Source organism: Vibrio fortis, from assembly GCF_000695685.1.
In the GTDB taxonomy this organism is placed as follows: Bacteria; Pseudomonadota; Gammaproteobacteria; order Enterobacterales; family Vibrionaceae; genus Vibrio; species Vibrio fortis_A.
In genome coordinates this window covers 855726-867793 of sequence record NZ_JFFR01000002.1, presented here as the reverse complement: position 1 = coordinate 867793, position 12068 = coordinate 855726, and the positions used below count along the sequence as shown (strand labels likewise).

Here is a 12068-nt window from a genome sequence, read left to right as displayed (position 1 = left end):
TGTATGTGTCGATCAGCGTCAGAGTGAAATTTAAGACAAATAAAAAGGCGCATGATGCGCCTTTAATGTGTGAGAAGTGAGTCTTTGACAGCTTAGTCGCTTACTTGCTTAGTACTCTAGGTCTTCGTGACCGCCTGCGGCCGCAAACCAAGACGTTAGATGTGTCTTAAGGTCTTTCAACTCATCAGGGCCAATCAAAGCTAACCCTAAATCCTCTGCACGAGTGATGTCGTTATGGCGTAGTGGACGGAAGCTGACCAGCATAGCTCGCGCCTGAAGGCCACCTAGTAGGTCACGCAGCGATTCCAGCTTGTATAAGGTGTCATCACCATCGTCACGCATACCCTTGGTCTTACACTCGATGATGTGCAGTTTATTGTTGACTACTGACGCGACATCCAGCTCATTACGTACTTCGCGCTCACCAAGCTGGCGATAAACCTGAACGTTTAACGAGCGGTCTTGAATGGTTGGCATGTCATCTTGAATCTGTTTCACCGTGCTGTGCACCAGTGTTTCTAGCCATTCACCGTTCGAGAAACGACGCGCATCTTCATTAGCAAAGGTCAAAATACCGTCTTGGTAGGTCGCGATTTTTGCTTCAACGAGGTCTGTAAGCAGCATGTTCAGCTCACGATAGCCTTGTTGCTTCTCTGAAAGCTCAACGTCCAGTTTCTGCTCTTTACGACATGTTGTTGCTAGGTAGTTTAGCGTTGCTAGACCTGGCCCTAATTCAAGGGCATTACTCGCCCAGCGTTCACCTAGCTCGTAGAGTTTCTGATCTAGCTGTGGTGGCAATTCGAAATCATTAAATTCACCACGAGCACCAAATACAGTTAGGTAGTCATCAATGGTGATGCGATCTTGTACTTGTGCGTCTTCTTTGCCATTTGGGTATAACCAACACAGTTTGTCACTGTTTGGTTCAACCACGAAAATCGGCCAGTGGTAAGTTCGGAATACTTCGTAAACAGAGAGTAGGCGGTGTCTTAGGCCACAACTTGCGTTCAGCTTGACTTCTTGACCACGCGCCTTGAGATCTTCGGCTAAGTTTTGAATTGATTCTTTGATAACAGAGGTGTTGACGATGGTAGGAATCTCAAAGAACTCACTGGTAATGTCGCGCTTTTGGAGTACAGAGTGAAGGCGCAGATACATGCCTTCTTGAGTCTTGTCACCGATAAAAACAATGTGAGAACTGACGGTTCGATTATCCAATAACGGGGTAATCAACCTAATGGGGTCTTGATCAATAATGCCAACGTGAACAGCCATATAAATTCCTTAATATTGGCTCGCTCAAAATGGGATCGTAACGGAAAGCAGCAAGCCATAATACTCATATAATGACAACGCCTTAAAAAAACAAGGGTAACCTTTGATAAAAGTTACCCTTGTTCAGTCAGTTAACGATTTGGTGCGAGCAAAGTCTTACCTTTATTCGCTTTAAAGTGGACCTAAAGTTTGAATTGGTGCACCAAATCTCCTTGTTGGTTCGCAAGAATCGTTAGGTTCTCACTCGCTTGAGCGATTGACGACATCGCTTGATAACTTGCATCCGCAATGTGGTTGATGTCTTCAATGTTGCGTGCAATGTCGCTCGATGTCTCACTTTGTTCTGCTGCCGCCTGAGAAATATGTGTACTCATGTGGCTGATCTCTAGGATAAGCGCTTGAATCTCTTCCATCGCACTATTGGCATTGGAAGCCTGCTCAACCGACATTTCCATATCATTCATACAGCTCTCAATCACGTTACCTGCTGTCTTAGAGCTCGACTGTAGGTTGCTGATCATAGTTTCAATCTCAGAGGTAGATTGCGTGGTCTTCTGAGCAAGAACGCGAACCTCGTCAGCTACTACAGCAAAGCCACGGCCTTGTTCACCCGCACGTGCAGCCTCGATAGCGGCATTGAGTGCAAGTAGGTTGGTTTGTTCTGCAATACCACGAATTACATCTAGGATTGAGCCAATCTGGCTACTCATCTGTTGCAGTTCACCCACAGCGACAACCGACTCATTGAGGCGAGTCTCTAGCTGATTGATGGTGCTGATGTTGGTGTTCATGATTTGACGACCGGATTCAGATGCTGACTCAACCTGTTGAACCATGGTTAATGAGCTCTGCGCGCTGCTTGCGACTTCTTGCACCGAATGTGACATCTCTGTCATTGCCGTTGCCACGTTAGCAGTCTGTTCGCGCTGATTGCTGAGCTGACCTTGCGTTGTAGAAGAGGTCTTCTGGTTGATGCTTGCGGTTTCAGTTAGCTCATCAGATGCTTCATTTAGCTTAACTAGAATATTATGTAGGTTATCGGCAAGAGTGTTGATATGACGACTCACCCGGCTAAATTCGTTGTCGTAACGAATGTCGATACGCTTAGTCATATCACCCTGTGTTAGCCCTTCAAGTGCATGCAAAATACGAGTCAAAGGTTCGCGCACACTGTGTGCAATGTGATAGCCAATCGCTGCTGCGAATACCGTCACCACAACACCAATCGCGATAGCTTTCATTAGGCCTTGGTCGTAGACTTCACCTGCATCTGCCAGTGAGCTATTAAGCTGTTCACCCGCCGTGACGTTGAATGAGTCCAGAACGGCCATTGCTTGGTCAACGTCTACAGCTAGGTTAGCGATGTTGATGTAGAGTGCCTTCTTCGCTTGTAGGTAGTTATTATGTTTATCAAGTACACCGCCTTTTTGACCAACGTCTTTCGTGAACTTTTGTACCGACTCATCGAACGCGCCTTTTAGCTCGGGCAGTTGAGTCGTTAAACCACGGTATGCGTAGTTAAGGTGTGTTACCGCTTTTTTGTTTTTGTTTACTGCGCTTTGAACTAACTCTACATCTGAGCTTGCTAGAGCATCAGAGGTGATCACCTCTGCGTCTTTCAGCTTAATAAAGTAGCTTTTCGCCATTACCTTCACAGAGATGCTTTTCTGATCGGCAACATACTCTTTCATCCCAACTGTTAATTCTGAGTGTAGGCGTTGGAATTCGCGCGATGCTTTTTGTACTTGCTCTTGTGCTTCAAACATCGCGACGTAGTTGTTCATCGCTTCTTCTGCTTCAGAGAAGTAGCGCTCTTCGAGTTGTTTTAGCTGTTCAACACGCTCTACCAGTACAGGGTTCGTTGCGCTAGCTACTTCAAGTTCATTAAGTACAGAAGAAAATGCTTGTTGTGATTGAGCAAATTCACTGCGCATTGCTGTCATGCGCTCTTGATTCTGTGTAGTGAGGTAATCTTTAAAGGATTTGTCTGCAGAGAGTAGCTGCACACTGGTTTGATTAGAGAGAGTAACAAGAGGCAGCGAAGATTTTGAGACGCTTTCGAAATTACTGTGTATCTGATTCATGCTGCTCATCATGATTGTAATCGTAATTGCAAACATGATGATGATCAGTGCGAAGCCCGCATACATGCGTTTTATCACTGAGCCTTTCATGGCCATTCTCCCTAAAAATAAATACAGACCGAAAATCCGGTCCAAAACAAAGTAACAAAAGTGTCAGCATTCTATTGAGTTCCAGTAACACATTTTATGACGCACCCGTCAAAAATAGCTGTCAGCAATAAGCGACATAACATTCTTTTGCGCTTGATAGGGTTTTCTTTGATTTGAACACTGTTTTTTATTATGCTTTAGCTCAGGTTGATTGAGGTTTCTAGTGGCTTGACGCATACTCAAAGCTCTTAGAAGTAAATGTTTTATTGGAGAAAAACATGGCTGAAGAAACCATTTTTAGCAAAATAATTAATAAAGATATTCCAGCAGACCTTCTTTACCAGGACGATCTAGTTACCGCGTTTCGTGACATTAATCCTCGTGCGCCAAGTCATATCCTGATTATCCCAAACAAGCTGATTCCAACAGCGAATGATGTTGAAGCGGAAGATGAAGCGATGATGGGGCGTCTATTTACGGTTGCTCGTAAACTGGCGAAAGAAGAGGGTATTGCAGAAGATGGTTACCGACTGATTGTGAATTGTAACTCTCACGGTGGCCAAGAAGTTTATCATATTCATATGCACCTCGTAGGTGGTCGCCCTCTTGGCCCACTATTAATGAGCTAATAAAAAATGACTTTCTATACCAACTTTCTGCGTGAACTGTAGTCCAAAGCGTTGGTTGGTATAGATAGGCAGGAGTTAATCTTTGAAACAGTACGTTAAGTTCGTTTCAGTCGCGATGATGTCGGCATTGACCGTTGGGTGTGCAAGCATGTCTGCGGGGAACTTGTTTAGTCACTACAGTGCTCAAAACGAGAGTGTGTATAAAGCGTTAAGAGCGGGTGATTACTCAGAAGCGCAGCAAGAATTGCCCGATTATGCCGCAGGCGACATTTTGGATAACCTTGAAAAAGGCCGCGTATATTTACTAGACCAACAATATGCAGAGAGTAAGTCTTGGTTTGAACAAGCAGACCAAGCCGTAAGAGTTCAGCAAGATAAAGCCGTGGTATCGGTGACGGACAGCGCGGCGAGCGTTGGTGCGTTAGCAGTTAATGACAATATTACCGAATATACCCCAGCCGACTATGAATTAGGCTTTCTTCATCTTTATCTTGGGCTGAATTATCTCAAACAGAATGATTTAGAGGGCGCATTGGTTGAGATGCGTCGCGCTAACCAAGTTCAAGAGCAAGCAAAGAAGCAACGTGAAGCAGAATTGCAGCAAGCAGCAAATGATGCTCGCTCGCAAGGCCTTTCGGCTAACGTTGGCAGCATTCTCTCGAACTACCCGGACGCAGGCAAAAAGCTACAATCGGTACAAAATGCCTATTTGATGTTCTTGTCTGGTCTGCTTTATGAAGCGTCCAATGACCTCAACAGTGCGTATGTTGATTATCGACGTGCCTTGGCGGTTATGCCTGACAATCAACAGGTTATTGAGCGCACTATGCTGGTGGCTCAGCGCCTTGGTATGCGTGAAGATTTGGTGAAGTTGAAAAAACGCTACTCGATGCCAGCGTCTCTTAAATCTGGCGAAGGGCGAGTAATCGTCTTAGATGAGCAGAGCGTTGTACAAGCAATGGACAGCTGGCGTTTAGATTTACCTGTTTATGACAGTCGTGACCAAGGCGCCATATATTCTCTAGCTCTGCCATACTATTCAAAGCAGCCAAATGAAAGATTTACGTCGATTCGCATCAACGGTACCTCGCTCAATGGCAGTTTGTTGACCGATGTAGACGCAATGGCACAGAACGATTTATCTGAGCGTCTGCCGGGTATTGTTATTCGCCAAGCACTGCGAGTGGTCGCGAAAGACCGAATTCGTAAAGAAGCGACCAAAGGCGATGATGTCGGTAACTTGTTGTTCAATGTTTGGAATACGCTGACTGAACAACCTGATACTCGCAGTTGGCAGTCGCTACCTGCTCAGGTGAAGAGCAGTACCTATGTGGCGACTTCTGGCAACTACACGCTAGAAGCGGGCGGCAAGTCGTATCAGTTTGATGTGCGAGAGGGGCAAACCACATTAGTTTGGGTTTCTCGCCAAGGGAATAACGCCACCATGTGGCACAAGCAGCTAGGGAGGCTGTAATGAAAAAGTGGTTAGTGAGCTTAGCGGCTGTTGCAGCCTTGGCCGGTTGTGCGGATAACACAGCAGGTGTACGTGTAGATGGCCTAACGCAAAACGTATTTTTTGGTGACAAGGTACTGGGTAGTCGACTGCTAGTTGATGACGTTAGAACCGATCAAGTTGATGGTCATACCCGAGGACTTGTACGTCTGACGAGCGACTACAAGGGTGACCAAAACATCCTGTATCGATTCTACTGGTACGACGATGCAGGCCTTGAAGTGAACTTGAAGCAAGGGCCTTGGAAGCAAGCCATTGTCCGCGGTTTCGAGACCATCACCTTGTCAGAGATTTCAGTGAACCCGAAAGCGACACAATTTCGCGTGCAGTTTCGGGAACAGTAATATTTAACGGTTAAGCTGGGCACGACTACTACTGGTCAGCTAAGCCAACAAAATTTATGAGTAGGGCGTTGTTCTGCTTGGATATGTGAGGAAATAAAATGAAAAAGAGTGTCATTGCGCTATTAGGATTGGCAGTAATTCTAGGCGGTTGTTCAAACAAAGTAAGTTATGGTGATGCGCAAGCTGTAGAGACCACAACCATCGATTTCGGTTCTACGGACCTTCAAACGATTGCTGGCGAAATGGTTGATAGCATGATGGCTTCTGGTTCGGTTTCTTACATCACCCGTGATCAGCGTCCGATCGTGTTTGTAGAGCGTATTAAGAACAAAACCAGCGAGCACATCGATACTGAATCTATCACAGATACGATCAGTACTAAGATGTTGAATTCAGGCAAGTTCCGTTTCGTTGACATGGACCGCGTTGAGTCAGTTCGTGAACAACTGAACTTCCAGAACAACGATGAGCTTGTTAACCAAAGCTCAGCGATTCAGTTCGGTAAGATGGTTGGCGCTCAATACATGCTTTACGGCAACCTATCAAGCATCGTTAAGAACGACGGTAGTGACCAAGACGTTTACTACAAAATGACAATGCGTTTAATGGATCTTGAGTCTGGTCTAATCGAATGGGCAGATGAAACAGAAATCCGTAAGCAAAAATCTAAGAGCCTACTGGGTCTGTAATCAAGCAGTAGCCATATAGAGTGTTGCATTATGCACGGCTCTTTAAGCTACACTTGGATTGAGTGAGAATAAAAGACACTGGCGGTAACGTTGGTGTCTTTTTTATAGGGAGAACAGAGAGTATGGCGATTTTTTGCTGGGATGAAGCCAAAAAACTGGATGCGAGTCTAGGCTCACTTGATGACTATTTCGATGTCCCTCCTGTGAAAGCACAAACGTTAACCGGTGGCCTCACCAACCGTTGTTGGAAGATAGAAACTGGCGAGGGGAAAGCTTTTGTCTGGCGACCCGCTACTTCCATTACTGAAGCCTTCGGCATTTCGCGTCATGAAGAGTATCAAGTGCTCTCGGCGATAGAGCAGCTTCATATTGCACCCCAAGCGATGACCATCAATAAGCAAGGCTTGCTGGTAGAGTGGGTTGAAGGGGATACCATTCACGATGACCTCTCACTTCAACAGCTAATTAGAACCTTGGTATCTGTGCATTTAGTTAACACTTCGCGACTCCCTCTGCATCCCTTCTGTTTTACCGCTCGAGTTGACCATTATTGGTTGCGACTTGATAAAGAGCATAGAGGTGAGGAGTTTGAAGCTATTTATCAACAATGGCGCTCGGCACCTAACCTACCTCCAATCGAAAATTCACTTTGTCATTTTGATCTCGGTGGCTACAACCTTGTACGTCAGCATGGTGAGATTAAGATTATTGATTGGGAGTATGCAGCATTAGCGGATCCTCGACTCGATTTAACATTGACGATTTCGGTCGCTAACGTACCGGTAGAAGAGGCCGTTAAACAATACTGCCAGTTTCGAGGTATCCATGATACTCAAGCATGGATAGACGGCGTCGAGGCTTGGCAACCACGCAGCAAAATGATGGCGATGCTTTGGTATTTGCTGGCTCATCAGCTGTGGGGGGATGAACAATATATGGATGAAGCGCGGGCACTCAGTTGCACTTTATGTAGCTAGGATCACGTTTAGGATGGGAAAAATGCAAATTCAGGTATCTGTACTTTAAAACCTTATTTTTCATGTTAGATTTATCAAAACGTACCAGCATTTTACCAGGGAGGTACAATGATTATTTACCTACACGGCTTTGACTCAACAAGCCCGGGCAACCACGAAAAAATACTGCAGTTGCAATTCATTGACGATGACGTTCGTTTCATTAACTACAGTACTCTTCACCCGAAACACGACATGCAGCACTTGCTTAAAGAAGTGCATAAAGTAATTGAACAATCTGATGACCCACACCCGATAATTTGTGGTGTTGGCTTAGGTGGATATTGGTCTGAACGTATTGGCTTCTTATGTGGTATCAAGCAGGTGATCTTCAACCCGAATTTGAGACCTGAAAAGAACATGGTCGGCAGAATTGATCGCCCAGAAGAATACGAAGATATTGCAACAAAGTGTGTCAGCCAGTATCGCATGAAGAACAAAGATCGCTGCTTAGTTGTACTGTCTCGTGAAGATGAAATTCACGACAACAGTAAAACAGCGGCTGAACTTGAAGACTATTATCAAATCATTTGGGATGAGAAAGAGAGTCACAAGTTCAAGAAGATTTCTCAGCATTTACAAGCGATGAAAGCCTTCAAGAACGCTTAATTTCTTATAAAATTTGATAGCAAGAAGCAGTGCTTTTCAGAGCACTGCTTTTTTTATATTCAACGCATTTTCAACGTGAATGAAAATGACGCAAACGTTAACTATTTTTTCTACGAAACCTCATGGAAGGTAAGGATTTTAGTTGCGGTCACGTTTTTGCTCTATATAATGTTCGGTAATAAAATATTTTGATAAATATCAAAAAAAATTGAGAGCGAGTCATAAACTTGCCCATTTTTTGCGCTTTACCTCTCAGGTAAGCCCTTTTTTATCCACGTGAACTTACTAAAGCAGATGACTTTAGTCTTAGCCCCTCTAAACACTCGGTGATAGGAAGCGAATCGAACTTCCCACTGCGATAACGCAGGTTACTGAGTAGAAAACAGAATTTATCGGTTGGAGTAATCGAGCCGAGCCCCATTTATTTATTTTGTAGAGGATTGTCATCGTGACAAAAATTATCGTAGTAGGCGGTGGTGCTGGTGGTTTAGAACTAGCAACCAAGCTAGGGCGCACCCTAGGCCGTAAAAAACGCGCAACGATTACACTGGTTGACCGCAAAGCGAGCCACCTTTGGAAACCGTTACTGCATGAAGTAGCAACCGGCTCTTTGGATGAAGGTGTCGACGCATTGAGCTACCGTGCACATGCAAAGAATCACTACTTTGATTTCCAGATGGGTAGCCTTAACGACATCGATCGCGAACGTAAGGTTATCGCCCTAAGCGAACTTCGTGATGAAAATGGCGAACTATTGATGCCTAGCCGTGAGTTGGAATACGACATTCTAGTTATGGCGATTGGCTCAACGTCGAATGATTTCAATACTCCAGGTGTCCGTGACAACTGTATCTTCCTAGATAGCCCAGAACAGGCGCACCGTTTCCGTACCGAGATGAACAATGAGTTCCTGAAGCTGCATGCTAAGAACGGCCAAGGTACTGTAGACATCGCTATTGTTGGTGCGGGTGCAACAGGCGTAGAGCTGTCTGCTGAACTGCACAATGCGGTTAAAGAGCTGCGTACTTACGGTTTTGGCGACCTAGATTCAAGCAAGCTAAACGTAAACTTAATCGAAGCGGGTGAGCGCATTCTTCCTGCACTTCCACCACGTATCTCAAGTGCGGCACACTCTGAGCTGACTAAGCTTGGTGTGAACGTTCGTACTATGACTATGGTGACGCAAGCTGACGCTGATGGTCTAACGACTAAAGAGGGTGAGAAGATCCCTGCTCAGATCATGGTTTGGGCTGCAGGCATCAAAGCGCCAGATTTCATTAAAGACATCGGTGGTTTAGAGACAAACCGTATCAACCAATTGGTAGTGAAAGATACACTGCAAACGACACGTGATGACGATATTTTCGTTATTGGTGACCTAGCACAATGCACACAAGCGGACGGCTCTTTTGTCCCACCACGTGCTCAAGCGGCTCATCAAATGGCTAGATGCGCATTCAGCAACATCATTGCCAAACTAAATGGTCGTGAGCAGAAGGCTTATATCTACAAAGATAAAGGCTCTTTGGTTTCTTTGAGCCGCTTCTCAACGGTTGGTAGCTTGATGGGTAACCTAACCAAAGGTTCAATGATGGTTGAAGGTCGCATTGCTCGCGTGGTTTACATCTCGCTATACCGCATGCACCAAATGGCGCTACATGGCGTGATTAAGACATCACTGATGATGTTGGTAGGCCGTATTAACCGCGTACTACGTCCAAACCTTAAGCTTCACTAATTAGCTTAAAGTTAGTTGTGTAGTTATGACTAAAAAAGAGCTCCTAGGAGCTCTTTTTTTATGCTTCGTCTAAAATGCTGCGCGGTTATCGCTTAGGTTGCGCATCAATGCATTGGCCGTGTACGTCAGTCACACTTGGGTTCATCAAGTGCAAGTACAGCGGCATAATGTCGAGTGGTGTCTTCAGCTTGTTTGCATCTTCGCCTGGGTAAGCTTTTGCACGCATGCGTGTTTGAGTCGCACCTGGGTTAATCGCATTGACACGCAGTGCAGTGCCTTCTACTTCGTCGGCTAGGATCTGCATCATGCCTTCAGTCGCAAATTTAGAGATAGCGTAAGAGCCCCAGAATGCACGGCCAGAGTGACCAACTGTTGAAGAGGTGAATACGATACGGCCCGCTTCTGCTTTCTTAAGTACCGGTAGAAGAGCTTGAGTCATTAAGAACTCAGCTTTTACGTTAATCTGCATCACATCATCAAATGTGTCTTCTTCGATTTGATCGAATGGACTCAGAGTACCAAGCACACCTGCGTTGTGTAGTAGTCCGTCTAGGCGACCGAATTGAGATTCGATCGTTTCAGCCATGTCGATGTAGTTTTGCTTTGTTGCACCCTTAAGATCCAACGGGATGATCGCAGGTTGTGGGTAGCCTGCTTTCTCGATTTCATCGTAAATAAACTCTAGGTTTTTTACGTTACGGCCGAGCAGAATCACTGTCGCACCGTGTTGAGCAAAACTCAATGCAGCTTGGCGGCCAATACCGGCTCCAGCGCCTGTAACCAAAATTACTTTATCTTTGAGGGCATCTGTAGAGATTGGGTAATCCACTGTGCTTATCCTTCTATTTTTATGTTCGTCATTCCATTGATGTTTAATCACACAGATAACCGCAGGAATGATTAGAAATTCTTGGTAATCGTGACAAGATGGTTACAATACACTAATTCGTACATTAGGGGATATGACATTGGACTTTTTGTTGGACTACGGCTTGTTTTTAGCCAAGATTGCGACTGTTGTAATCGCCATTATTGCAATTTTAGTGATTGCGAAATCGGTGGGAGGCAAATCAAGCGCGATAAAAGGTGAGCTGGAAATCACTAACCTATCTGATCACCACAAACAGACTATCGAGCAGCTAGAGCATCATTTACATGATGATGCGTTCATCAAGGCTCGTGATAAGGCTGAAAAGAAAGCGGAAAAAGAGAAAACCAAGTCACGCGGCAAAGAAGTTAAAAAAGCAGCGAAAGAGGGCGAGTTGGATAGCAAGCGCGAACCGCACCTGTTTGTTTTGGAATTCAATGGCAGTATTGATGCAAAAGAGGTGGCTTCTCTTCGTGAAGAGGTAACAGCTGTATTAGCGGTGGCTCGTGAGGGCGATGAAGTATTGCTTAAGCTTGAGTCTGGCGGCGGCATGGTTCACGGCTATGGTTTAGCGTCTTCTCAGCTTGACCGTATTAAAGCGGCGGGTCTTCCTCTGACGATCTCTGTTGATAAGGTAGCAGCGAGTGGCGGCTACATGATGGCATGTATTGCCGATAAGATTGTTTCAGCGCCTTTCGCTATTGTTGGCTCTATTGGTGTTATTGCTCAACTACCTAATTTCAATAAGCTACTGAAAAAGTACGACATTGAGTTTGAACAGCTGACAGCCGGTGAGTACAAACGCACCTTGACTATGTTCGGTGAAAACAACGATAAAGCGCGCGAGAAGTTCAAGCAGGAGCTCGAAGAGACTCACGGTTTATTCAAAGACTTTATTCGCGATCACCGCCCAGGCTTAGACCTAGAAAAAGTAGCGACTGGTGAACACTGGTTTGGTACTCAAGCTCACGCTCTAGGTTTAGTCGATGAAATTCGCACTTCTGATGACATCGTAGTGGGTGCGTGCAAAGAGAAAACGGTTCTTGCGATTCACTATGTTCAGAAGAAGAAGCTATCAGACAAACTTGCTGGAGTAGCAGGTAAGTCGGCAGATAATATTTTGCTGAAGCTGATTGAGCGTGGCCAAAAGCCAATTGTATAAGCTGTCTTTATCGCATGGCTTTTAATTTAAAGTGCTGGAAAACAAAAGCGC

Annotated in this window: 11 protein-coding genes; 8 read left to right on the top strand and 3 right to left on the bottom strand. The window is 45.2% G+C overall.

Features of this window, described 5'->3' with window-relative positions:
• Window positions 1-108: 108 nt before the first annotated feature.
• Both VFDL14_RS18935 and VFDL14_RS18940 read right to left on the bottom strand, forming a co-directional pair.
• The gene (locus VFDL14_RS18935; protein WP_032549507.1) at window positions 109-1275 is read right to left on the bottom strand and encodes a DUF1887 family protein; all 1167 of its coding nucleotides are present in this window, start codon (window positions 1273-1275) and stop codon (window positions 109-111) included.
• Window positions 1276-1457: 182 nt separating this feature from the next.
• Window positions 1458-3449, bottom strand: a complete 1992-nt coding sequence (locus VFDL14_RS18940; RefSeq protein WP_032549506.1) for a methyl-accepting chemotaxis protein — start codon at window positions 3447-3449, stop codon at window positions 1458-1460.
• A 278-nt stretch (window positions 3450-3727) separates the two neighbouring features.
• Between VFDL14_RS18940 and hinT the strand changes: the two genes are divergently transcribed.
• From hinT to VFDL14_RS18975, 7 genes are all read left to right on the top strand, one after another.
• Window positions 3728-4078, top strand: a complete 351-nt coding sequence (hinT, locus tag VFDL14_RS18945) for a purine nucleoside phosphoramidase (protein WP_032549505.1) — start codon at window positions 3728-3730, stop codon at window positions 4076-4078.
• A gap of 148 nt (window positions 4079-4226) precedes the next feature.
• Window positions 4227-5552 (top strand): COG3014 family protein, encoded by a 1326-nt coding sequence (locus VFDL14_RS18950; RefSeq protein WP_408694505.1) that lies wholly within the window; start codon window positions 4227-4229, stop codon window positions 5550-5552.
• Window positions 5552-5935, top strand: coding sequence for a YcfL family protein (locus VFDL14_RS18955; protein WP_032549503.1), 384 nt, complete (start codon window positions 5552-5554; stop codon window positions 5933-5935). The genes VFDL14_RS18950 and VFDL14_RS18955 overlap by 1 nt, the downstream gene beginning before the upstream one ends.
• A 98-nt stretch (window positions 5936-6033) precedes the next feature.
• Window positions 6034-6624, top strand: a complete 591-nt coding sequence (gene lpoB / locus VFDL14_RS18960; RefSeq protein WP_032549502.1) for a penicillin-binding protein activator LpoB — start codon at window positions 6034-6036, stop codon at window positions 6622-6624.
• A gap of 122 nt (window positions 6625-6746) precedes the next feature.
• Window positions 6747-7601 carry a phosphotransferase gene (locus VFDL14_RS18965; protein ID WP_032549501.1) on the top strand — a complete coding sequence of 285 codons (855 nt, stop codon included), beginning with the start codon at window positions 6747-6749 and terminating at the stop codon, window positions 7599-7601.
• Between the two features lie 108 nt (window positions 7602-7709).
• The gene (ycfP, locus tag VFDL14_RS18970; RefSeq protein WP_032549500.1) at window positions 7710-8249 is read left to right on the top strand and encodes an alpha/beta hydrolase YcfP; all 540 of its coding nucleotides are present in this window, start codon (window positions 7710-7712) and stop codon (window positions 8247-8249) included.
• Window positions 8250-8697: 448 nt separating this feature from the next.
• Entirely contained in the window at window positions 8698-9987 is a 1290-nt protein-coding gene (locus VFDL14_RS18975; RefSeq protein WP_032549499.1) for an NAD(P)/FAD-dependent oxidoreductase, read from the top strand.
• 85 nt (window positions 9988-10072) lie between these two features.
• Here the strand turns inward: VFDL14_RS18975 and VFDL14_RS18980 are convergent, their stop codons facing one another.
• Window positions 10073-10816 (bottom strand): YciK family oxidoreductase, encoded by a 744-nt coding sequence (locus tag VFDL14_RS18980; protein WP_032549496.1) that lies wholly within the window; start codon window positions 10814-10816, stop codon window positions 10073-10075.
• 133 nt (window positions 10817-10949) lie between these two features.
• Here VFDL14_RS18980 and sohB point away from each other — a divergent pair, with 133 nt between their 5' ends.
• Window positions 10950-12017 (top strand): protease SohB, encoded by a 1068-nt coding sequence (sohB, locus tag VFDL14_RS18985; RefSeq protein WP_032549494.1) that lies wholly within the window; start codon window positions 10950-10952, stop codon window positions 12015-12017.
• The last annotated feature ends 51 nt before the right edge of the window (window positions 12018-12068 follow it).